Raw genomic sequence first — 22,923 nt, forward strand, 5'->3', positions numbered from 1 at the left:
GTGCGAGACGAACTGGTGTGGATCGACTGCGAAATGACAGGCCTGGATCTCAAGAATGATCGGCTCATCGAGATCGCGGTCCTGGTCACCGACTCCGAGCTGAACATCCTGGGTGACGGCCTCGACGTCGTCATCCACGCCGAGGAGAACGCGCTGACCTCGATGGTCGATGTGGTGACGCAGATGCACACCAAATCCGGTCTGATCGACGAGGTGCGCGCCTCGACGGTCGACCTCGCCACCGCCGAGGACATGGTGCTGACGTATATCCGTGATCACGTCAAGCAGGCCAAGACGGCGCCGCTGGCCGGCAACTCCATCGCCACCGACCGGGGCTTCATCGCGCGCGACATGCCCAAGCTGGACGACTACCTGCACTACCGCATGATCGACGTCAGCTCGATCAAGGAGCTGTGCCGTCGCTGGTACCCGCGGATCTACTTCGGGCAGCCGGAAAAGGGCCTGGCGCATCGCGCCCTGGCCGATATCCACGAGTCCATCCGCGAACTCCGCTACTACCGGCAGACGGCGTTCGTGGACCCGCCAGGGCCGTCGACCAGCGACATTGCCGCGGTCGCGGCCGGTCTGGGGCCGACTTCGGGCGACGATTCGGCTCGAGAGGCTCCGAGCGGCTAGTATCGACGACGCCGCGCGAGCGGCAATGGTGGCTGTAGTTCAGTTGGTAGAGCACCAGGTTGTGATCCTGGCTGTCGCGGGTTCGAGTCCCGTCAGCCACCCGATAGCGGAAACGCCGCCTACTCCGGTAGGCGGCGTTTCTCGTTGATCACAAGGGGTAGAGCCCTCAGACGTTGGCGTTGCCCGACTTCCACTGCTCCCACGGGATGTTCCAGTCGCCGAGGCCGTCGGTACCCGGCAGCGGCGAGCCGACGGTGTTCACGATCTCGACGATGTCGCCGCGCTTGGAGTTGTTGTAGAACCACTGCCCGTTGCTGGTGCTCACGTTGATGCACCCGTGGCTGACGTTGCTCTCACCCTGGCTGCCCACCGACCACGGCGCGGCGTGCACGTAGATGCCGCTGTAGGAGATCTGGGTGGCCCAGTCCACCTCGGTGCGGTAGCCGCTGGCCGAATTCACCGGTACGCCATACGTCGACGAGTCCATCACCATGTGCGACCGGCGGTCACCGACGATGTACACACCGTTGTTGGTGGGGGTGCTGTTCTTCCCCATCGACACCGGCATGGTCTTGACGACCTCGCCGTTGCGGCGCACCGTCAACGTCTTTGTGCTGTCGTCGACACTCGTAATCACCTCGTCGCCGATGGTGAACGTGGTCTCGACGTTGTCCTGGCCGAACAGACCATCCCCGAGATCCACGCCGTAGGCGTTGACCGCAACCTCGACCTTGGTACCCGGCTTCCAGTATTCAGCCGGGCGCCAACGGACTTCACGGTTACTGAGCCAGTAGAAGGCGCCCTCGACGGGCGGTTCGGTCTTGACGGTGATGGCGCGCTGCGCGGCGAGCCGGTTCGGGATGTTCTCGTCGAACTGGATGGCCACCGGCTGCCCGACACCGACGACCTCGCCGTCGTTGGGCATCACGTACGGCATCGTGAGGTTCTCCGGCGAATGCGTCTCGAACGACATCTGCCGGCTGGCGACGCCGCCGAGACCCAGCGACTGCGCCGTCAGCGTGTACCGCTCGTTGTAGCCGAGCTGCTCGGCGGTCTCCCACGTCAGCCCGTCCTCTGACAGCTGCCCCGCTACCGGCTCACCGTTCTCGTCGACCATTGTCACCGAACCGAGCACGCCGTAATCGGCGCTGACGGTCACCGGGGACTCGACGCTGACGCCGACGGCGCCGTCCTCGACGGAGGCGGTGAGCTTCGGCACCAGAAGGTCACCGAATGGGGTGCCCTTGTCCGTGATCACCTGCTGCTGAGTGGTTTCGGAATTTCCGCCACAGGCGGCCAGGCCCAGTACAAGCGCGGGAACCAGCGCTGCGGCGACCACCCAGGATCGTCTACGTCGCGCACGGGTCACCGTGTTGACCTGCCTCATACTCCGCTCCACCTCACATACAGGGCTTTCGCCCACAGACATCGACGACGATTCTACGGTCAGTTTTGATATGGAGGCGCGACCTCGACGTCAGCACCGGATCCGCGCGAGCGATTTTCATCCTGCGCCGCGGGCCTGTTATTGTCTCACACGCGCGCCGTTAGCTCAGTTGGTAGAGCAGCTGACTCTTAATCAGCGGGTCCGGGGTTCGAAACCCTGACGGCGCACCACACAAATACCCTGCTCAGGCGGGGTTTTTGTCGTTTCAGGGTGTTTGCTGCACGCCGCTGCGGGTGTCAACGGACTTCTTCTGAACCGCTGGGACTGATCCGCCGGGCCTCACCTTGAGCTGTCGACCCAGTTTGAAGTCGGCGTCAATATTTGCTCAAAGCCCCCAACTGCTCGTGATCGCGGCTTACAGTTTTGCTCGGCGCCGGTGAGCAGCGGGTTCATCGTCGGGGGACGCCGGACCTACACACCCCCAGGGGAACATCATGATGAAGCAACTGCTCGTCGCCGGAACCTGCACGCTGGCCGTGATGGCCTCGGCCGGGGTCGCTCACGCCGAGGAAGTCCGAGTGGTCGACGCCAACGGAGTGCCGTTGTCCTGGGACTCACAGGAAGCGTGCCAGGCGGATGGGCCGAACATCGCGTTGGCCAATCCGGAAGAGGACGCCCAGTACCCGTACTTCATCTGCCGTGCGGGTGACGACGGCCTCTGGTACCTGTTCAACAGCGACACACAGGGCTAGCCGGCACTGCGCGCCGGCGGTCGGTCAGCGGCGCTGGCCACCCGGGCCGGGTTGTCCCAGAAGCGGATTCGCTTGTCCGGGCATACCGGTGTGCTCGCGCTGATGTTGCTGAATCGCCTGCACCAGTGGGTTGTCCTTCATCAGCTGGCGGCGGTCGTCCTCGCTGAGCTCGTAGAACGTCCACATACCCCACGCCGCAGGCCGGACGTACAGCGTCACCTTCTGGCGCTTGCGGGTGTTCTGCGGCAGCATCGCCGGGATGGCCACCACCCGGTCCAGCGTCACGGCACTGGCCAGTTCCGCGGCGAGGTTGTCCACGTCGGTCGTGTCCTGCAGCTCATAGACCGACGCCTGATGGCTTGGTTGCGCCGGGCCCTGTAGGGCGAGAAACCACGCCATCGGCGCATCTCCTTCGTAGTGCTCGTCGAGGTCAGCGACAGCGTAAAGGACGCCGGATCACCCCACCGGCGCCCCCTGCCTCCGTACCCGCCGGCGCCATTTGCCTGTTGGCGGCCGATGTGGCCCGTTCCGGGAGTGGAAATAATTGACGTGTTGCGACCTGCCTGGCGCATCGCATGTGCTAGATGTCACACGTTCGTAACGCGGCACGTGGTTGTGCACCCGGACTGGCGGTAACGGACACAAGCTGGATCTCAAAGTCAACGTCAGTTGTGCTGGGCAAAGAACGTCGTCGATGTTATGGTGCAGTTAGCTGGAGCACCTCGCGAACGCGCGGCGCGAGGCTGAATGGAACGAATCGAGGAATTTGCTGATGTTGAGCCCGGGTGATTCGGCATCGACCGGTGCCGATGGCGAGGATTCAGCACTGAACGTAGCTACGCAACGACCGTTGGCGGTGCATAGCTGCAGCCGGATCGGTCGGGTGGCCAACCCGCCCGGCTTCTCGCTCTCCGGGTGGTTCCGCTCCACCCGCAAACGCGCGAGCTGAGCCCTCAGGCCTGCCGGATACGCCGCACGGTCAGTACCACCAGGAGCACGCCGACACCGGCCAGCGAGATGGCCACCGGGGGCTTCGTGACGAAGCGAATGGCGCCTGCTTTGAGATCGTCGGCGACCCGACGGGGGTTCGCCCGGGCTGCAAGCGAATCGACAGTGACGGCAAGCTGCTCGCGCGCCTGATCGATCTCGCTCTTGATGGTGTCGGGATCACGGTCCGTCACATCTGCCTCCATTGCCTTCCGCGCCGACCGCGCCCCGATCAACAGTTCTTGTCGATCTACCCTAGTTGAGCCGGAGCAGACCGCAGTGCCCCGGTCGACCGAACGAACCGCACTCATCAGGGACCGCCCGGAGGGACACCAAACTCATGCCGCAAACCCCCCGACTCGAGGTCGGCGATACAGCGCCGGCGTTCAGCCTTCCCGACGCCGACGGCAACACCGTCACGCTCGCCGACTTCAAGGGCCGCAAGGTCATCGTGTACTTCTACCCGGCCGCGTCCACTCCAGGCTGCACCAAGGAAGCGTGCGACTTCCGGGACAATCTCGCCGAGCTCGGCGATGCGGGCCTCGACGTCGTCGGCATCTCCCCCGACAAGCCGGAGAAGCTCGCGAAGTTCCGCGACGCCGAGCACCTGACCTTCCCGCTGCTGTCCGATCCCGACCGCAAGGTCCTCGAAGCATGGGGCGCCTACGGCGAGAAGACCATGTACGGCAAAACCGTCAACGGCGTCATCCGGTCGACCTTCGTCGTCGACGAAAAGGGCAAGATCGCCCTGGCGCAGTACAACATTCGCGCCACCGGACACGTCGCCAAGCTACGGCGCGACCTGTCCGTCTGACGAACCCAGCCGGGCCAGCAGTAACGCCTCCGCCGTCGCGGCGCGTTCCAGTACACCCAGGTGCAGACTTTCGTTGATGCTGTGCGCCTGAGTGTCCGGGTCCTCGACCCCGGTCACCAGAATCTTGGCATCGGGGAACGCCGCGGCGAACTCTGCGATGAACGGAATCGATCCGCCCACACCGGTATCCACGGCATCGTGGCCCCACGCCTCGCGGAAGGCCTGCCTCGCCGCGTCGTAGACCGGGCCCGTCGCGTCGATCGCGTAGGGCTCCCCGAGGTCGCCAGGGCTCACCGTCACGTCGGCACCCCACGGAGCGCGGCTCTGCAGGTGCCTCGTCAGCGCGGCCAGGTGCGTCGCCGCGTCGCCACCGGGTGCCACGCGCATGCTGATCTTGGCGCGCGCCCGCGGAATCAGAGTGTTGGACGAGCGCACGATGGGCGTGGTGTCGATGCCGATGACCGTGACCGCGGGCTTGGCCCAGAGCCGTTGTGCGACTGAGCCCGAGCCGATCTCGCGCACGCCGTCGAGCAGGCCGGTGTCGGCGCGAACCCGTTCAGGGGTGTACTCGGGGAACTCGCGGTCGGCAGCGTCCGGCTCGTGCAGACCGTCGACCGCCACGTTGCCCTCGTCGTCGTGGAGGCTGGCCAGCAGACGCACCAGCACGGTCAGCGCGTCGGGCACCACGCCTCCCCACATCCCGGAGTGCAGGCCGTGATCGAGCGTGGCGACCTCGACCACACAGTCCGCCAGGCCGCGCAACGACACGGTCAACGACGGAATGTCCGTGCTCCAGTTGTCGGAGTCCGCGATGACGATCACGTCGGCGGCCAGCGCGTCGCGATGAGCGGCCAGCAGCCGCGACAGCGAAGGCGAACCGGACTCCTCCTCCCCCTCGACGAACACGGTCACTCCGACCGGCGGGTTGCCGTCATGAGCGCGGAACGCCGCCAGATGCGTCGCAATCCCCGCCTTGTCGTCAGCGGTGCCGCGGCCGTAGAGGCGGCCGTCACGCTCGGTGGGTTCGAAGGGCGCAGTCTCCCACTGCTCCGGGTCGCCCTCGGGTTGCACGTCGTGATGGGCGTACAGGAGCACCGTGGGCGCACCCTCGGGCGCGGGGTGATGCGCGATGACAGCCGGCGCGCCGCCCTCAGCGACGATTCGCACGTCCCCGAATCCCGCGTCGGACAACAACTTCGATACCGCTTCAGCGGAACGCTGCACCTCGGGTCGCCGGGCGGGGTCCGCCCAGACGGACTCGATACGCACCAGGTCCTCGAGGTCGGCACGCACCGAGGGCAGGACGTCGCGGACGCGTTGTAGGAGATCGCTCATGCAGACAGGCTAGTTGCCGTCGATCTCAGGCGGACTCGGCATCGCGGCGCTCTTCCTGTAGCCGATCCTTGCTGCGTACCAGCCGCAGCAGCGTCACCAGAAGCAATCCGCCGACGACGTTGCCGACGGCGGTGTATCCGAACCAGCTGAGCCAGTCGAGATATCCGAACGGTGCGTCGCCGGTGATGAGGGCACCGAAGATCAGCAGCGAGTCCAATATCGAATCAAACAATTGCAGACCCGCCAGCAGCAATGCCCCCGCCATGGCGGCCGCGATCTTGCCGGGGACCGAGTCGGTGCCGTGCTGCATCCGCGTCATCAGCGTGATCACCATCCCGCCGAGCAGCGACAGGGCCACGGTCTCGAGCGACAAAGGCGCGGTCGCGTAGTGCATGGCCGACTCCACAGTCTGTTCGTGCAGCCGCGGCAACGCCGTCATGATCAACCACATGAGCACCCAGCCGCCGGCCAGGTTGGCGACCAGCGTGCCGCTCCACAGCTTCAGCAGCTGGGCAACGCTGGCCCGCTTGGCCACAACTGTGGTGACGGGCACCAGGAAGCCCTCGGTGAACAGCTCACTGCGCCCGAGGAGCAAGGCCAGAAATCCGACCGAGAACGCCACACCGCAAGCAGCGGCTGATCCGTGGCGTTCAGGACCGCCAGGTAGGCCAGCACCCCCACCGCAATGTCGGTGCCGCCGAAGAATCCGGTGACGAGCACCTCGCGCCAGCTGCGGTGAAGCCGTTGACTGCCTTCGTCGACCATCCTCGTGAAAGCGTGCTCAAGGGCGTCCTCGATGGGACTGTCAGAGTCGCCGAGTTGGCGCTGGCTGGTCTCCGGCACGGTCATGTCCTCCTGGTGCAGCCCCCGGCATCAGCCCGGGTTACCCGGGGCGTCAGGCCACCAACCAGGCGGGTCAGCGCTCTTCGAGCACGGCCACAGCCGCGGCGATGTCGGCCTCATGCGTGAGCGAGAGGTGGATCGTCACCTCTTTGAGGTGCTCGGCCACCGCGCCGGAGAGCCGGACCCGAGGCCGCCCCCACATGTCGGTGACGACCTCGATGTCCCGGTGGATGGCCTCCGGCAGCACCGGCCGCTTGGAGAACCGCGAACCGGACCAGGCCTTGATCACCGCTTCCTTGGCCGCCCACCGGGCCGCGAGATGGCGCGCCGCCGACGAACTCTTGTCGGCGGCGTCGCGCCGCTCACCGGGAGTGAAAGTCTCGGCGAACACCGTGCCCGGCCGGTCCACCTGTTCGGCGAATTCGGGAATGGATACGAGGTCGATGCCTATCCCGACTATGCCCACGGGCAGCACGCTATCTCACTGCTCAACGCTGATACGCGCCGTCCTCGCCGAGTCGCGACGATGCATCGAGCAGCATGGCCGCCTCCTGCACCTTCTCGGGGTGCTCCTGGTCGAAGCGACGCCCGTCGGGCCGCTCGTACATCGGCCGCCCGCCGGCGATCGCCGACGCCAGCCTGCGCTGCCCGGCCAGGCTGCGCTCCTGGGCCTGAGCCGCGTAGGTCTCACGCTGCTCGGGACTCAGCGCCGCCATGAACGCCTGCGGGTGAACCAGGGCGATCAGACCCGACACGTGGCCGAATCCCAGGCTGGTGACCAGACCCGCCTTCAGCGGGTACTTGTCACCCATCCTCAGCGTCTCCCGCGGCCACACGAAGTGGGCCGACGTCGCCAGTTCCTCGTCGACACAGTCCAGGCTGCGGTTCGGCGGAATGACGCCGTCGCGCAGGATCTGGCACAGACCCATGGTCTGGAAGACCGCCGCACCGCCCTTGGCATGCCCGGTGAGGCTCTTCTGGCTGACGATGAACAGCGGCGCTCCGTCGGAACGGCCCAGCGAGTCGGCCAGCCGCTCGTGCAGCTCCTGCTCGTTGGGATCGTTGGCCAGTGTCGACGTGTCGTGCTTGGAGATCACGGCGATGTCGTCGGCACCGACCCCCAGCTTGTTCAGCGACTTGGCCAACACCGACTCCCGGCCCCCGCGGCCTGCACCAAGGGCACCGAGACCGGGCGCGGGGATCGAGGTGTGCACCCCGTCGCCGTAGGACTGCGCGTAGGCAACCACGGCCAGCACAGGCAGGCCCATGCGGAGCGCCAGATCACCGCGGGCCAGCAGGATCGTGCCGCCGCCCTGCGCCTCGACGAAGCCCAGCCTGCGCCGGTCGTTGGCGCGCGAGAACCGGGCATCGCTAATGCCCTTCGCCCGCATCACCTCGGTGTCGGCCGTAGCGGACATGTCGCCGAAGCCGATGACGGCTTCCAGCGTCAGATCGTCATAGCCACCGGTGACGACGAGCTCGGCCTTGCCCAGCCTGATCTTGTCGAGGCCCTCCTCGAGCGAGACCGCCGCTGTCGCGCACGCCCCGACCGGGTGGATCATCGATCCGTAGCTGCCCACGTAGCTCTGAATCACGTGCGCGGCAACAACATTCGGCAGAGTTTCCTGCAGGATGTCGTTCGGCTTGTTCTTGTCGAGCAGGTTCCCGTGGAACATCGTCTGCATCGAGGTCAGTCCGCCCATACCGGTGCCCTGCGTGCTGGCGACCAGGCTGGGGTGCACCCACCGCATCAGCTCCGTCGGCGAGAACCCGGCGGACAGGAATGCATCGACGGTGGCGACGAGGTTCCACAGCGCCACCCGGTCGATCGAGTTCGCCATGTCCGGGGTGATGCCCCAGACCTGCGGATCGAATCCGGTCGGGATCTGCGCTCCGACCGTGCGGGACAGCTTGGACTTGCGCGGCACGCGAATCTCCGTGCCGGCCTTGCGGGTAACGGTCCAGTCGGCGCTGTCGGGCACCGGGCTGATGACCGTGTGCTCCGGATCGAACTCGACGAACGCCCGCGCATCGGCCTCGGACGACACCACGAAGGAGAAGTCCTTGTCCAGGAACACCGACACCAGCAGCGGCGCCGAATGATCCGGATCGATGGCCGCGTCGCCGACGAACTCGCGGATGCCCACGCGTTCGACGACCACGTCGTGGTACTTCTCGACCAAGTCCGCCTCCTGGACCAGGTCACCGGATTCGGTGTCGTACCAACCCGGTTGCGGGTCGTCTTCCCACTTGATCAGACCTGTGGTCCAGGCGAGCTCGAGCACTCCGGCCGCCGACAGTTCATTGTCGACCTCCATCTCGAATCGGGTGCGCGACGAGCCGTAGGGGCCCAGTTCCGCACCGCCGACGATGACGACCAGATCGGCGGGGTCGACGTCGAGGTCGGCCCACTCCGGTGCAGGCGCCGGGGTCGCCGGGCGCGGCGGGGACGGCAGCGCGGCGATCGTGTGGTCGGCGGTCTCCTCGTCCTCGACCTCGTCAACCGGTGCAGCCGCGTTCTCACGCGCCTTGGCGGCGAGCTCGGACAGATCCAGATTGGCCTCCGCCAGACCGCCGGTCAGATCAGCCTGCACGGGCTCGCGGGCCGCCGCCACCTTGGTCTCGACGTCGCACAGATCCAGCAGCATGGCCGCCATCTGCTCGGTGGAGTAGGTGGTGACCCCGGCTTCTTCGACCGCATCGACGATGACGTCGTTGTGGCCCATCAGGCCGGTGCCGCGGGTCCATCCGATCAGCGCATGCGCCAGGCTGACGCGCTGCGCCCACGACGTCTCCGCCTTCCAGCGGGACACCACCGCGTCCAGCGCGGCCTTCGACTCGCCGTAGGCGCCGTCGCCACCGAACATGCCGCGGTTCGGTGAACCGGGCAGCACGACGTGCAGGCGTGCCGCGATGTCGCGGTCGGCGCTGATGTGCGACAACCCGCCGATGAGCCGCTGCACGGCCCACAGCAGAACCTTCATCTCCATCTCGGAGCGGGATCCGGCCTCGGACAGGTCTCCGCCCACCCGTGGCGCGGCGAACGGGAACAGCAACGTAGGAGTCAGCGCATCCTTGAGGTGGATCGACTTCGGCCCGAGGCTCTCGGTCTGCTCCGTGCCGACCCACTCGACCAATGCGTCGATGTCGTTGTAGGACGCCATGTTCGCCGGCAGCACCCACAGCTGCGCACCGAAGCGCGCGTTGTCGCGGTAGAGCTGCCGATAGAAGCCGAGCCTGCTGTCGTCGAGCTTGGAGGTGGTCGCCACTACGGTGGCGCCCCCGTCGAGCAGCTGAGCCACCACCGAGGCGGCGATCGAGCCCTTCGACGCGCCCGTCACCACAGCGACTTCCTCGCTGTAGCGACCCGTGCCCGGGTTCTCCGCACCCGCTGCGGCGCGGGCGTAGAGGGAGGCGTGCACGGTGCGGCCAGCGGCCAGCGCCTTGCCCTGCCAGTAGGTCGCCTGCGTACCGACGACGTGACCGGTTCCCTCGAACCGCTCCGACAGGCGCGGCCAGTCGGCCTCGATGTCGCCTTCGTCCATCAGCCAGATCTTGACCAGATCCTCACGCGCACTGGCCCACCGGTCGTCGAACAGCACGGCCTTGCGCCCGTCGAAGGACGGTGCCACCAGACGCGGCCAGTCCGACCCGAGTTCGGCGGTGACCAGGTCGATGAGCTCCGCGTCCGCCGACGGCTCCGGCGTGGTGACGGGGCGGCTCAGGCCGAGCTGATCCAGGATCGTGCGGGCGGCGTTGGCGAGCACACCATCAGGGCCCGTGACCTTCTCGGCGAATTCACCGAGTGCGGCCGAGTCCACCACACCGCCACCACCACCGGCGGCGGACGGCATCGAGACCGGCACACCACGGCGCGCGCCGACGGCGGCGACCGCGGCGTCGATCGCCTTGTCGACGCTGGCGGCGTCGGCCAGGGCGCCGTCGTGCAGCCCACCCAGCGCTCCGCCGCGGACGCTGGTTCCCTCACGGGTGCCCAGGGCCACCTCGACGGTCGCGTGCTTGACCCAGCCGTCGCCGAGTTCCCAGGTCTTCTTGACCCGCTCGGCGATGTAGGCCGGCCTCTTACCTGACGGTCCGAAGACCGTGCGCAGCTGGTCGTTGATTGCGTCGGACAGCACCGGACCGAACGGCTTATAGGTGCGGGCCAGCTTGGTGACCTGCCCCTTCAGCCCGGCCAGATCCGCCTCGGCGGCACCGTCGATGGCACCGAGGTTCAGCTCGGACCCGAGGTCCACCAACATCTGGTTGCGGCGCGACGAGGCGCCATCGGTGATCGACTCGATGGAGTCCAACGCCTCGATCTGGTCGATGCGGATCTTGGCCGACAGCGCGATCAGCGCGGTCGTCGCATCAGCAGCGTCGAAGGTGAGGTCGTCCGGACGAGGGCCGCCGCTGGGTGCGGCAGCCGGGGCCGGAGCAGCGGGGGCCGCGGCGGCCGCCGGTGCTGCTTCGGCGGCGGGCGCCGAATCCTCCACGACCTCATCGACCTCGGGCTCGGGATCGGTGTCGGTCGCGAACAGCACCGCGGCGTCACGCTCGGCGTTGAGCACCTCGGTGGTGTTGTGCGAGTACTCCGGCAGCTTGAGCGTGTTGGTGGCCAGGCCCGCGACGGTCGGCGCCGACTTCACGCCGATCTCGACGAACCGCTCGATGCCGAGGCCACCCGCGGCCTCCTCGATGAACAGCAGGTCCTGCGTCTCGATCCAGCGCACCGGGCTGGCGAACTGCCAGGCCAGCAGCTCGATGACGACCTTGCGCATCAGCTCACGCGGACGCTCGTTTCGCCAGGTGTCGTAGTCGGCGAGGATCTCGTCCAGCGGCTCGGCAGGCACCAGGTCGCGGATCTCCTGGATGAAGTCGCGGTCGAGGGTGAACGGGCGCGGAACCAGGTTCGGGATGTACTTGCCGATCAACAACTCCGGATCGGCATCGGTCGGCATGACGCGCTCCAGCGAGCGGCGGAAGTCGGCGACACCCACCCGCAGCACCTCCGAGTGGAACGGCACGTCGATGCCGGGCACCAGGATGAAGGAGCGCTTGCCGCCGCTGAGTTCGCGACGCCGCTCGACCTCGGCCTCCAATTCCTCGAGGCCGCGCACCGTGCCGGCGATCGCGTACTGCGAGCCGCGCAGGTTGAAGTTCACGATCTGCAGGAATTCCCCTGTGCGCTCGGCGATCTCGGCGACGAAGTCGGTGACGTCGTTGTCGTCGAGGTCGATCTGCGACGGGCGGATGGCGGCGAGCCGGTAGTTCGACCGGCCCTGGGCGTCACGCGGCACGATGTCGTGCATCTTCGAGCCGCGGTGGAAGACCACCTCAAGCAGCGCCTCGAGCTGGTACACGCCGGAGACGCACGCCAGTGCGGTGTACTCGCCGACGGAGTGGCCGCATGCGATGGCACCCTCGACGAACGCACCCTGCTCGCGCATCTCGGCGACCTGGGCGGCGGCCACGGTCGCCATGGCGACCTGGGTGAACTGTGTCAGGTACAGCACGCCTTCGGGGTGGTGGTAGTGCACGCCGGAGGCGATCAGGCTGGTCGGGTTGTCGCGCACGACGTGCAGCACCGAGAAGCCCAGCGTTTCGCGGGTGAACTTGTCCGCCGAATCCCACACCTTGCGCGCGGCCTTCGACCGGGCACGCACGTCCATACCCATGCCCTTGGACTGGATGCCCTGGCCCGGGAATGCGTACACGGTCTTCGGGGCGGCCAGCTGGGCGGTCGCGGCCATCACGAGCTCGCCGCCGACCTTCGCCGACACCTCTATGATCTCGGCGCCGCGGTCGATTCCGACGCGGTCGACACGGAACTCGATCTCGTCGCCGGGCAGCACCATCCCGAGGAACCGGGAGGTCCAGCCGACCAGGCGTGCCGGCGGGGTGGCCCGTCCGTCCGTCGCGGTGACGGCGTGCTGGGCCGCGGCGGAGAGCCACATGCCGTGCACGATGGGCTTTTTCAGGCCGGCAAGCAGCGCGGCCGCCCGATCGGTGTGGATCGGGTTGTGATCGCCCGAGACCACGGCGAAGGCGCTCATGTCCACGGGTGCGGTGACGACGACGTCGCGCCGCCTGCGCCGGGGCGTGTCGGTGGCGTTGTCGGTGATCGCTCCGCCGGCGCGCACGGGATCGGCCAATTCGGCCGGGCCGGTGCGACCCCGGATCGCGAAGCGCTCCTCCAGCGTCGCCAGCTCGGCACCGTCAGACCCGGTGATGGTCACGGTGACCGGGACAACGCGCCCCACCTCGGTGTCGACGGCGGCCAAAGCTGTTGCGGTAACAGTCAGATCGGACTTGGTCGCCGGCATCGACTGCAGCAGGTGCGCCGCGTGGTCGAGGTGGACCAGGCTCAGCAATCCTTCGATGACGGGGAAGCCGTCGTCGGTCAGCGCCGAACCGATGGCCGAGAACACCGCGGGCCAGCACAGGCCGACCAGGGCGTCGGGCACCAGGGTCAGACCGGGTGCCAGCGGTGCGCCGAACGTCGCGGTGACCCCGGTGTGGTCGGCGACCTTCTCCGGATCCCATTCGACGGTGACGCTGACAGAACCGTTGCCGTCAACGGTCGGAAGCGATTCCGGGCCTTCCACTCCTGCGGCGATCGCGAGTACCGCCCGCATCGCCTTCGAGGCGTCCTCGACGGTGACGATCGGCATGCCGCCGTCAACGGTGGTCGAGGGCAGCGTGAAGCGGATGTCGATCCAGATGTCGGACAGCGGGACGCTCAACGTCACGCTCTTGTCCGCGGCGAGCTCCAGGCGCGCGCCCGTGTTCGGATGCGTCGCGCTGGGCTTGCCGGGGACGTCGTTGACCTGCCACTCGCCGGGCTCGCCGATGCGATGCACGGGGTTGATGGCAGTGCGTCCGGCCCACAGCACGTCGGGCGAATCGAGCACGACGGCCAGCGGGCCGCTGACGTCGGCGCGAGCCTGCCTGCGAGACACCACCGACGCCGGCTGGGCGCCGGAGGCGAGCACGCGGTCGACGATCGCCTGCTCGAAGCGGTCCAGCAGCTCACCCACCGGCTCGTCGACGCGGGTGATACCCGCGACGGCCTGCGTCCCGGGGATGATGCACACCTGATCGGCGGTGTAGCGGGCGTCGTGCGCCTGCCACAGCGAGTCACTCCGCCACCAGCGGCGTACGTCCTTGTCGACGACGGGGACGAAGTTCACCGGCTTGCCCGGCTTCTTGCACAGGGTCACGAAGAACGGCACGTCGGCCGGATGCAGCTTCACGGTCTCGGCGTCCGGGTAGCGGGCCACCAGCATGGCCACGGCCTGGTCCGGATGCTCCATCAGCGCCTGCCCCTCCGCGCCGGCGAAGAGGGATTCGATGGGCCCGAAGTCCTGCTCGTTCAGACGTGCCTCGGCGCGCCTGAGCATGTCGTCGAAGCGCTCACGCCAGGTGTCGGCCAGCCACGGGCTGCCCGGCGCGGCCGTGTCCGCGGTGCTGTCGCCATCGCCGATGGCGAGCTCGATGTAGCGCTGCAGCCACTGCAGGTAGGTCATGTCGGCAACGTCGCCGAAGTACGGCTTGGCGGTGTCGGCCATCGCGGCGATGATCTCGGCGCGCCGCTCCGCAACAGCGTCGGCATCGCCGGCGACCTCGTCGAGCAGCCGGCCACACCGCGATGCGGCGTTGTCGATCTCGTGGATGTCGGCGCCCAGCTGGCTGCGGCCGCTCGCCATGCCGTTGATGGCGTTCCCCGCGCCGACCCAGGTGTCGGTGCCAGTGGTATCCACCAGCAGCTGCTTGACCGCCGGTGACGTGGTGGCCTCCAGCGTGGCCATCGCCGCGGTGCCCACCAGGATGCCGTCCACCGGCATCTCGGGGAACCCGTAGGCCGTGGCCCACTCGCCGGACAGGTACTCGGCGGCGCGCTCCGGAGTACCGATGCCGCCACCGACGCAGATGGTGACGTTGGCGTACTTACGCAGCTCGCCGTAGGTGCTCAGCAGCAGATCGTCCAGGTCCTCCCACGAATGGTGTCCGCCTGCGCGGCCGCCCTCGATGTGGACGATGACGTCACGGTCGGGCACCTCGGCGGCGATCTTGATGACCGATTTGATCTGGTCGATCGTGCCGGGCTTGAAGCAGACGTGGCTGATGCCGACGGTGTGCAGCTCCTCGATCAGGTCCACGGCCTCGTCGAGATCGGGGATGCCCGCGGTGACGACGAGTCCGTCGATCGGCGCGCCGGACTGGCGTGCCTTCTGCACCAGGCGCTTGCCACCGACCTGCAGCTTCCACAGGTAGGGGTCGAGAAACAGCGAGTTGAACTGAACTGCACGGCCGGGCTCCAGGAGCTCGACCAGTTCTTGTATGCGGCCGTCGAAGATCTCCTCGGTGACCTGGCCGCCGCCGGCGAGCTCGGCCCAGTGGCCGGCGTTGGCCGCAGCAGCCACGATCTTGGCGTCCACCGTCGTCGGCGTCATGCCGGCGAGCAGGATCGGCGAGCGGCCGGTGAGGCGGGTGAACTTCGTGGAGGCCTTGACCGAGCCGTCGGGCAGCGAGATGGGCTGCGGCGCGTAGCTGGACCAGGCGGGTGCCACCGCGGGAGCGGCACCGACGGTGAACAGGCTGCGCTGGCCCGCGCGGGTGGCGGCGGGCACGATGCCGATGCCGAGGCCGCGGATCACGGGCGCGGTCAACCGGGTCACGGTGTCACTGGGTCCGAGGTCGACGATCCACTTGGCGCCGGTGGCGGCCAGTTCCTCGACTTCGGCCACCCAGTCGACCGGCTTGACGTAGATCGTCTCGGCCAGTTCGCGCGTGAGGTCACGGTCCAGGCCCGTGCGGGCGGCCCACTCGTTCACGAGGTCCACACCCGCCGCCAGGCGGGGGGTGTGGAACCCGACCTCGACGTTGAGCTGGTTGAAGACCGGGCGGAAGATCGCGCCGCCGCGGGTCTTGTTCTTGCGCTCGGCCTCTTCCTTCTCGGTGATCTTCTCGCAGTACAGCTCGAAGCGGGCCAGCTGCTCGGGGGTGCCGGTGATGACCACGGAGCGGCGACCGTTGCGGATCGACAGCGCAGGCGGCAACACGGTGCGCACGTCCTGGGCGAACTCGTCGAGCAGCTCTGCCATCCGGGCGGGATCGACGTTGAGGACGGACACCATCGGCGCCTTGTCGCCGCGGCCGACCATGCCGCAGCGGCGTGAGACGAGCGAGCCGGCCGCCCCGATCAACTGACCGATGGCGAGCAGTTCGACGTCCCTGGTGCCCTGGGCCTTCAACGACTCCACGGCGGTGACGCCCTGAGAATGACCGGCGATGGCGACGGGAGGATGGCCGTCGAGATCGAGGCCCTGACGCTTGAGGGCGCGCTGCGCGGCCATCTGGGTCAACAGGATGCCCGGGCCGGAGATGGCGGCGGTGGTGAGATCCTTGACGGCAGGCAACGGCTCGTCGGCGGCGAGTGCGCGGATCCACTTCATCGGCTCGAAGCCGATCGGGCGCACCACGACCAGTTCGCGTGCCAACGGCTCGAGCAGCAGTTCGGCCTCAGCGACCAGCTGGCTGATCTCGGACTCGATCCCGGCCGAGTTCACCAGTTCCTCGAGGTTCTCCAACCAGGCGCCGCCCTGACCGCCGAAGGCCACCGCATAGGGCTCGCCGGCGTGCAGACGATCGACGAGAGCGTGCGTTCCCGTCAGGGGTTCGAAATCCTGATCCTGCTGGCGGTTGGAGCCGGTGGTCGCACGGTGCTGGTCGTTGATCGTCACGTCGCGTGTTCTCCTCAAGTTCTTCTGTGGCGCTGTCATCGCGCTGTCATCGCTCTTCGTGGGCTGTCGTGGGTGCTGGCCTGCACTCCTGCGGGGACCATGCGATTCGGCGTCGAATCCGGCTGGTCCGCCCGCGTGCACTCGGCGTCTGCGAAGAGCCGCGGCGGACACTCCAGCCGTACTAAGAGTGTCATAAGAGACCGCACAAGTTTCCCGCCCCAAATGGTTACTGGCGAGTTCTACGCACGGGTAACACGTCGCTGCATAACGTGCGGTTCTCGGGCGCGTTAACCCTTCCGGGACAAACGTCCTGCATGCGGGTGGTTACGGTCGAGTAGATGAGAAGCGCAGTTCAAAGCAGTATTGTTACACAATCGTTATCTGACAAATCTGGTTCTCAAGTCGCGTCGCACCGAAATCCGCAGAGGCGACAAGATCGGAATATGTGTCTTGTCAGCTGTTCGCTTCCCGGACACGAGTTTGCTGGGAAACTTACTGATCAGTAAGTCCGGCCGGCCCTCAGTCCCACTGCCCGAACGCCGGCTTGAGAATGTGGTTGATGTCGACGCCGATACCGGCCACGGTGCGTGCGTCGATCTCGACCTGGTGCAGGTGGGCGGCGGGGTGCGCCACCCGCCCCGGCGAGCCCCAGTTGTGCTGCCAGAAATAGGAGCCGAGCCCGTCCTGGAGTGCCCACTCGATCGTCTTGGAGTTCGCGTACACCCCTACACGCTGATGTCCGAGGACCCGCTCCCAGCCACGCAGGTACGGCGCCACCTGCCGCGTGTACTGCTCGAAAGTGGGGTCGTCGTCGATCGACGCGTAGACCGGCGCGCCGACCGGCCCGCCTGCAGCGATGTGCAACTGCCAGCCCCGCTGCGCATGCTGGATACCGGCGGCCTCTCCCGCCAGCCAGTCGGCGGTGTCGGCCTTGCCGAACTGGTAGCAGGACACGATCTTCATGCCGCCCTGATAGAGGTCGCGCGCCTCGGCCAACACGATCGGCTTGCCGAGCATCCAGGCGCCGCCCGGTCGCCGATCGGACACATACCGGATGGCACCGAGAGCGCCCGCGGCGCGCAGATCGGCGGCGCTGAGCACGCCCGCGGCGTAGTCGAGCAGGATGCCGAGCGGAGCCGCGGACGCCGTCGCAGTGACCGCCGCTGGTCCGACACCGGCGGACAGAGCACCCAATCCCAGGACGGCAGGGGTTGCGGCGGCGGCGTACTTGAGCACGGATCGCCGCGACGTCTGACGAGCGCGGGACACGTGCCACAGGCTACGACAACAACATCAGTTATCACGCCAACGCCACTGGTCACATCGGTACCAGAATTGCCGGGGCTGCCGGCGCTGGATCACGCGCCGCGTTTGGGTTCCCACTCGCCGCCGAGCAGGATGCCCGCGGTGTAGCCCGACGCCGACTCCACCATGTGGCGCCGAGTCGCTTCGTCGAAGCGGGCGGCGATGACCGCCTCGCCCAGCGCGCGATAGTCCTGCACCACCTGCTTGATCTCGTCCATCTCCTCAGGCCTCGGCAGATAGTCGGCCCCTACGCGGGCCTGGTACAGCTCGACGAGGCTGGCGACGAACGCCTGAGCGAGGTCATCGACCGAATTCTCGGTTGCTTCGACGAACCGCAACAGCGCACGCACGTACAAGAGCTGATCGGGCGACCTGTCGAGAATGTCGGCGGCTGCACTGTCGAGCATCATCACCCTGCCGCCCACGACCTCCGCCATTCCGTACTCGACGAGTTGGCGGACCTCGTCACAATCCGGGTCGAGCGCGACGGCCGTGCTGTGGTTCGGCGGCTCCTTCGCCGGGCCCAGCACCGCCCTCTGCAAACCGAGGATGTCGGCCAGATCGGCGCCCTGGCGCATGCTCGCGAAGAACTCCGCGATGTGCGCCGAGTTGTAACCCTTGCGCAGCAGTTGACTGATGGTGTTGAGCTGGGACAGGTGGTAGTCGTCGTACAACGCAGTCCGGCCCACCCGGCGGGGCGCGTCCAGCAGCCCCCGCTCTCGGTAGGCCCTGATGTTGCGGGCGCTGATGCCAGAGGCCCGGGCGAGGTCTTCCAGGCGATACTCAGCCACACGACCACCGCTTCGCCCGCGCAGCGCAGCGGGCAGGTCCGTTGCCGGGGCGGTACATGTGTCCACTCTAGCGGCATCCGGGGCAATTCGAGCGAAGTTTTTCGTTACATAATTCACAGCTAATATGGGTGTAGGAATAGGGTTCTGCCAGTGCAAATAATGAGCACGTCGCTGCTTTTCTGACGCACCCGTGCATTTGTAGCCAACTTCCGCTTGCTTGCGCTGTTCACCTGCGGCGTGTCCCGCCTCACGTCGATTGGCGTGGGCGAGCCTCGGTGCGCGACCATGGAGTGGCACTGCTTCTCGATAGCAGGACATTAAGACAAACTCGGTGAAGTGAGGGGTCCACGCGTGCGTGCCTGGATCGTCTGGGCGACGGGGCTGCTCGCCTACATCGTCGCCGTGCTCGATCGCACCACGCTCGGGGTGTCCGGCCTCGCCGCCGCCGATCGATTCGCCGCGGGCCCCAGTCTGCTGTCGACGTTCGTCGTTCTGCAGGTAGTCGTGTACGCCGGCGCTCAGGTACCTGCCGGCCTATTGCTCGACCGGTACGGGTCCCGGGCGCTCATCGTGGCCGGGGCCGGGTTGATGGCGTCGGGCCAGCTGGCATTGGCATTCACCGAGTCGCTGCCCACAGCCATCGCGGCGCGCGCCGTGGTCGGCCTCGGCGACGCCGTCACCTTCATCTCTGTTCTGCGTCTCGTTCCCCACTGGTTCGCGCCGCGCCGCATTCCGCTGGTGACACAGCTGACCGGCATCTGCGGACAGCTGGGCCAGGTGTTGTCGGCGCTGCCGTTCCTGGCCATGCTGTCCGCGTCGGGCTGGTCGGTCGCGTATGCCTCTGCCGCGGCATTCGGAGTGCTGTCGATGGTGCTGTCCCTGCTCCTGGTCAAGAACACTCCCGACGGCACGGCTGCCACGTCGCAGGCCATGACGGTCCGCGAGACGCTGAACAGCGTCAAGACGGTGTGGTTGCGTCCGGGCACGCGATTGGGGTTCTTCACCCACATGGGCACTCAGTTCTCGATCACCGTGTTCGCGCTCATGTGGGGACTGCCGTACCTGACGGAAGCTCAGGGTCTCTCGCCCGGGATCGCCGGCGGCCTGCTGACCCTGTCGGTCGCCACCGCCATCGCCTCGGGCATCCTCATCGGACTCGTCACCGGGCGCTACCCGCACCGCCGGTCACGGATGGTCCTGCTGATCATCGCGAGTAATGCCCTGGTCTGGACGGTCGTCCTGGCCCTGAGCGGTCCGGCGCCGCTGTGGTTGCTGGTCGTGCTGATCATCGTGATCTCGGTCGGCGGCCCCGGGTCGATGGTCGGTTTCGACTTCGCCAGGACTTTCAATCCCCGCGCCACCCTCGGCACGGCGCAGGGCATGGTCAACATGGGCGGTTTCCTGGCGTCACTGCTGCTCATGCAGGCGATGGGAATGGTTATGGAAGCCGCGGGCGGCATCTCTTTCGAGTCGTTCCGGGTGGCCTGGGCGCTGCAGTACATCGTGTGGGTCGTCGCGGTCGTCGGCATCCTCATCACGCGCAGCAAGGCGCGCAGGCTGCTGCGGGAGGGCGACGACAGGATCCTGCTGGAAGGATTCAAGACCTGACCGACGGGTTCAGCGACTGTACCGGGCAATCACCTCCGCCGCGTGCCGATGCCCGAACAGTTCGTGGCCGACGACGGATACGACAGGGGCCAACGTGACCACCAGCAGACAGTTCGCCATGGACAGCCCGTTGGCCGCCAGCAGCAGCGCGGTGCCCAGAAGTACCGCGGTGAGGACCAGCAACAGCACATGCAGGCGCGCGACCGTTCGCGCCATCAGTGAATAAAGGACGTGCACCGTCAGGATGTAGACGCCCACCGGGATCACCACCGTAGCCACTGTGGCCACCGACGACAGCTCGGAATGGTGCTCGATGTAATAGGCCGCCACGTGCAGCCCAGCGCCGGTCGCCACGATCGACGCGAACACCACGAGGTGCAGGTACCCGAACCCGAAGGACCGCTCACGACGAGCGTGCAGGATGTCGGCCTGGGGTAGGGCGAAGTAGGTCCACCACATACCGAACGTCAGACCTGCGCCGGCGACGGCGACGAACACTGCCTCGACCGACCAACCCTGCTGACCCACGACCGCCGTCAGCGACGCGACGGTCCCGACCACCCCCTCGCCGAGCGCGATGATGGTGAACAGGCCGTACCGCTCCACGATGTGGTGGGCATGCCATGGGGTACCGCCCAGTTTTCTTTCCGCGATCACAGGGCCCACGACCTCGACGAGCACGAGCCCCACCACGATCGCGGCCGTGGCCGGCACAGAGGTGTGGATGAAGATCGCCACGATCCAGCCGATCTGGGCGAGCGTGATCCACAAGGCGTATGTCAGGCACGCTTTGCGCCGAGGTGGGTCCTGGGCTGCGGCCCGCAGCCACTGCGTGACCATCGCGATTCGCATCACCACGTACCCGGCCACCACCACGGTGTTGTCGACATGCCCGCCGTGCTCGATCGAGGCATACATCTGCGGCAGCCCGAGCGCCAGAATCAGGACGCCGACCATCTGCAGCATGGTGGTCAGCCGGTAGACCCAGTCGTCGGTGTCATAGGCCGACGCAAACCAACTGAAGTTGATCCAGGCCCAGCACACCGCGAACATCGCAAAGAAGAAGGCGGCCAAACCGGCGGCCACGTGGCCGGCCGCGAGCAGATGCGCGAACTCCGACGCGGCGACGCTGAACGCGACCACGAACGTCAGATCGAACAGCAACTCCAGCGGCGTGGCAGCCCGGCCCGGTTCGTGCGGGTCCCGGCCGGCCATCTGCCGGATCCGATGCATGTGAGCGGCCGGCCGCTGCGGTAGTTCACTCACCTGAAGACCCTTTCCGTCGTCGGGCAGAGCGTAGCCGCGCGGGATGGTCGCAGCTCCCGCGAGCGCCGGGATAGGGTGCGGACATGAACGCGGTCGGTGTGGTGTTGGCCGCGGGCCTCGGCACCAGGGTGGGCGCCGACGGCAACAAGGCCTACCTACCGCTGGCCGGACGCAGCATGCTGGCGTGGTCCCTCGACACACTGCTCGGCTCCCCCGACGTGACACGGACGATCCTGGTGTTCCGCCAGGGCGAATATGCTCTGGCCCGCGACACCGTGGATCGCGAACTCGGGGGCGCCGCAGTGGAATTGATCGAGGGCGGGGACACCCGGCATGCGTCGGAGACCAATGTGGTCCGGTATCTGGCCGCCGACATCGAGGCGGGCGACGTGGATGTGGTTGCCATCCATGACGCGGCCCGTCCACTGGCCGGGCCCGACATGTTCGCTGAGGCCATCGCGCTGGCCCGTGAATACGGTGGCGCCCTCCCCGCACTCGCCGTCCGCGACCTCGCCGCGGTCGGCGCCGAGGGACTCACCGCTGTCGGGCACCACGCCTCGCTGGTCAGGGTGCAGACACCGCAGGCGTTCCGCGCCCGTGACCTGCTGCACGCCTACCGCTGCGCCGAACGCGACGGGTTCGAAGGCACCGACACGTCCTCGTGCATCGAGCGATACACCGACGTCGCGGTGCGGGCATTCGCGGGCAGCACGGGCAATTTCAAGGTCACCTATGCGCGGGATGTCGCTGTCGCCCAGCAGCTCCTCAGCGATCGGGCCGGTCGCCCCGGTCCGCGATGATCGCGGCCAGATAGCCCGCGTCTGCCGGCAACTCGACGCTCATGGCGTCGTTGTCGCCCTCGACGAGAGTGACGGGCACATCGCCGGACAGCACCGCTTCGACTTCGTCGCAGGCGTCAGCGGCGGTGCCCGAGATGACCTGCGCCAGTAGGGCAGCATCGAAGCCGCGCGGGTACTGCACGGTGCGCAACTGTGCACGGTCCACCGTCGCTGTCACCACGCCCCGCGCGTCGACGGCCTTGATGCTGTCGGTGACCGGGCAGATCGGCAACACGGCGACGGCTCCTGCGCGCAGCTCCGCCGCCACCCGCTCCAGGGTCGCGGGGGCGACGAGGGGCCACGCGAGATCATGGAGCAGCACGTGCCCTCGGGGCCCGTCGGCGAGTGCGCGTAATCCCGCGTCGATGCAGTGCTTACGCTCCCCCGGCGCGTCGGCAGCCACCACGCGCACCGGCAAGAGTTCCAGCGCCGCAAGGGCGTTGCGGACCTCATCGACCAGAGACCCGGCCGTACAGACCACGACGTCGCCGACCGATGCCAGGGTCCGGACGATTCGCACGAGCGTCGACTGCCCTGCCACGGGCGCGAACACCGCCTCACGACGTCGGGCGAAGGACTCGGGAACTGGCAGAATCGCCGTCACAGTCACGGCG

The 22,923-nt window shown here is 67.4% G+C and carries 15 protein-coding genes, 2 tRNA genes and 1 pseudogene; 7 read left to right on the forward strand and 11 right to left on the reverse strand.

Features of this window, described 5'->3' with window-relative positions; translation table 11 throughout:
* Together orn and EL337_RS19145 are read left to right on the forward strand one after the other, a co-directional pair.
* Positions 1-636 (forward strand): oligoribonuclease, encoded by a 636-nt coding sequence (orn, locus tag EL337_RS19140; protein WP_048632027.1) that lies wholly within the window; start codon positions 1-3, stop codon positions 634-636.
* Positions 637-664: 28 nt separating this feature from the next.
* Positions 665-737 (forward strand) — tRNA-His (locus tag EL337_RS19145).
* Between the two features lie 65 nt (positions 738-802).
* Here the strand turns inward: EL337_RS19145 and EL337_RS19150 are convergent.
* On the reverse strand, positions 803-2,023 hold the full coding sequence (locus EL337_RS19150) for a L,D-transpeptidase (RefSeq protein WP_048632149.1): 1,221 nt from the start codon (positions 2,021-2,023) through the stop codon (positions 803-805).
* A 154-nt stretch (positions 2,024-2,177) separates the two neighbouring features.
* Here EL337_RS19150 and EL337_RS19155 point away from each other — a divergent pair.
* Together EL337_RS19155 and EL337_RS19160 are read left to right on the forward strand one after the other, a co-directional pair.
* A tRNA-Lys gene (locus EL337_RS19155) sits at positions 2,178-2,253 on the forward strand.
* Between the two features lie 264 nt (positions 2,254-2,517).
* Positions 2,518-2,775 carry a hypothetical protein gene (locus tag EL337_RS19160; RefSeq protein WP_048632026.1) on the forward strand — a complete coding sequence of 86 codons (258 nt, stop codon included), beginning with the start codon at positions 2,518-2,520 and terminating at the stop codon, positions 2,773-2,775.
* A 24-nt stretch (positions 2,776-2,799) separates the two neighbouring features.
* Here the strand turns inward: EL337_RS19160 and EL337_RS19165 are convergent, their stop codons facing one another.
* Both EL337_RS19165 and EL337_RS19170 read right to left on the reverse strand, forming a co-directional pair.
* Positions 2,800-3,174 (reverse strand): hypothetical protein, encoded by a 375-nt coding sequence (locus EL337_RS19165; protein ID WP_048632025.1) that lies wholly within the window; start codon positions 3,172-3,174, stop codon positions 2,800-2,802.
* 554 nt (positions 3,175-3,728) lie between these two features.
* Positions 3,729-3,956 carry a DUF3618 domain-containing protein gene (locus tag EL337_RS19170; protein WP_048632148.1) on the reverse strand — a complete coding sequence of 76 codons (228 nt, stop codon included), beginning with the start codon at positions 3,954-3,956 and terminating at the stop codon, positions 3,729-3,731.
* A gap of 146 nt (positions 3,957-4,102) precedes the next feature.
* Here EL337_RS19170 and bcp point away from each other — a divergent pair, with 146 nt between their 5' ends.
* Complete coding sequence (gene bcp, locus EL337_RS19175) at positions 4,103-4,576, forward strand: thioredoxin-dependent thiol peroxidase (RefSeq protein WP_048632024.1); 474 nt, start codon at positions 4,103-4,105, stop codon at positions 4,574-4,576.
* On the opposite strand, the gene EL337_RS19180 is transcribed toward bcp, so the two are convergent.
* The 6 genes and pseudogenes from EL337_RS19180 to EL337_RS19205 all read right to left on the reverse strand — a co-directional run bounded on the left by EL337_RS19180 (position 4,553) and on the right by EL337_RS19205 (position 18,596).
* Complete coding sequence (locus tag EL337_RS19180; RefSeq protein WP_048632023.1) at positions 4,553-5,911, reverse strand: dipeptidase; 1,359 nt, start codon at positions 5,909-5,911, stop codon at positions 4,553-4,555. The two genes, bcp and EL337_RS19180, sit on opposite strands and share 24 nt — an antisense overlap.
* Positions 5,912-5,936: 25 nt before the next feature.
* A pseudogene (locus EL337_RS19185) lies at positions 5,937-6,754 on the reverse strand (formate/nitrite transporter family protein).
* Between the two features lie 73 nt (positions 6,755-6,827).
* Positions 6,828-7,220, reverse strand: a complete 393-nt coding sequence (gene acpS / locus EL337_RS19190; RefSeq protein WP_197724126.1) for a holo-ACP synthase AcpS — start codon at positions 7,218-7,220, stop codon at positions 6,828-6,830.
* Positions 7,221-7,242: 22 nt separating this feature from the next.
* Positions 7,243-16,500: a type I polyketide synthase gene (locus tag EL337_RS19195; protein ID WP_048632021.1), complete on the reverse strand. Its 9,258-nt coding sequence runs from the start codon at positions 16,498-16,500 to the stop codon at positions 7,243-7,245.
* A gap of 519 nt (positions 16,501-17,019) precedes the next feature.
* Complete coding sequence (locus tag EL337_RS19200; RefSeq protein WP_197724127.1) at positions 17,020-17,769, reverse strand: DUF1906 domain-containing protein; 750 nt, start codon at positions 17,767-17,769, stop codon at positions 17,020-17,022.
* Positions 17,770-17,858: 89 nt separating this feature from the next.
* Positions 17,859-18,596 (reverse strand): MerR family transcriptional regulator, encoded by a 738-nt coding sequence (locus EL337_RS19205; RefSeq protein WP_048632020.1) that lies wholly within the window; start codon positions 18,594-18,596, stop codon positions 17,859-17,861.
* Between the two features lie 351 nt (positions 18,597-18,947).
* Here EL337_RS19205 and EL337_RS19210 point away from each other — a divergent pair, with 351 nt between their 5' ends.
* Positions 18,948-20,204 (forward strand): MFS transporter, encoded by a 1,257-nt coding sequence (locus EL337_RS19210; protein ID WP_048632019.1) that lies wholly within the window; start codon positions 18,948-18,950, stop codon positions 20,202-20,204.
* Positions 20,205-20,213: 9 nt separating this feature from the next.
* Here EL337_RS19210 and EL337_RS19215 read toward each other — a convergent pair whose 3' ends face one another.
* Entirely contained in the window at positions 20,214-21,437 is a 1,224-nt protein-coding gene (locus EL337_RS19215; protein WP_048632018.1) for a low temperature requirement protein A, read from the reverse strand.
* Positions 21,438-21,553: 116 nt separating this feature from the next.
* Here EL337_RS19215 and EL337_RS19220 point away from each other — a divergent pair, with 116 nt between their 5' ends.
* Entirely contained in the window at positions 21,554-22,270 is a 717-nt protein-coding gene (locus EL337_RS19220) for an IspD/TarI family cytidylyltransferase (protein ID WP_048632017.1), read from the forward strand.
* Here EL337_RS19220 and EL337_RS19225 read toward each other — a convergent pair.
* Entirely contained in the window at positions 22,236-22,919 is a 684-nt protein-coding gene (locus EL337_RS19225) for an IspD/TarI family cytidylyltransferase (RefSeq protein WP_048632016.1), read from the reverse strand. The two genes, EL337_RS19220 and EL337_RS19225, sit on opposite strands and share 35 nt — an antisense overlap.
* Positions 22,920-22,923: the final 4 nt, after the last annotated feature.

It is taken from the genome of Mycolicibacterium aurum, from assembly GCF_900637195.1.
Taxonomy (GTDB): domain Bacteria; phylum Actinomycetota; class Actinomycetes; order Mycobacteriales; family Mycobacteriaceae; genus Mycobacterium; species Mycobacterium aurum.

What these genes read in the sequence shown, in the direction of transcription:
- EL337_RS19150 (WP_048632149.1), bottom strand. Translation starts at nt 2,023, where the DNA reads ATGAGGCAGGTCAACACGGTGACCCGTGCGCGACGTAGACGATCCTGG.
- EL337_RS19160 (WP_048632026.1), top strand. Translation starts at nt 2,518, where the DNA reads ATGATGAAGCAACTGCTCGTCGCCGGAACCTGCACGCTGGCCGTGATG.
- EL337_RS19165 (WP_048632025.1), bottom strand. Translation starts at nt 3,174, where the DNA reads ATGGCGTGGTTTCTCGCCCTACAGGGCCCGGCGCAACCAAGCCATCAG.
- bcp (WP_048632024.1), top strand. Translation starts at nt 4,103, where the DNA reads ATGCCGCAAACCCCCCGACTCGAGGTCGGCGATACAGCGCCGGCGTTC.
- EL337_RS19180 (WP_048632023.1), bottom strand. Translation starts at nt 5,911, where the DNA reads ATGAGCGATCTCCTACAACGCGTCCGCGACGTCCTGCCCTCGGTGCGT.
- EL337_RS19215 (WP_048632018.1), bottom strand. Translation starts at nt 21,437, where the DNA reads ATGCATCGGATCCGGCAGATGGCCGGCCGGGACCCGCACGAACCGGGC.
- EL337_RS19220 (WP_048632017.1), top strand. Translation starts at nt 21,554, where the DNA reads ATGAACGCGGTCGGTGTGGTGTTGGCCGCGGGCCTCGGCACCAGGGTG.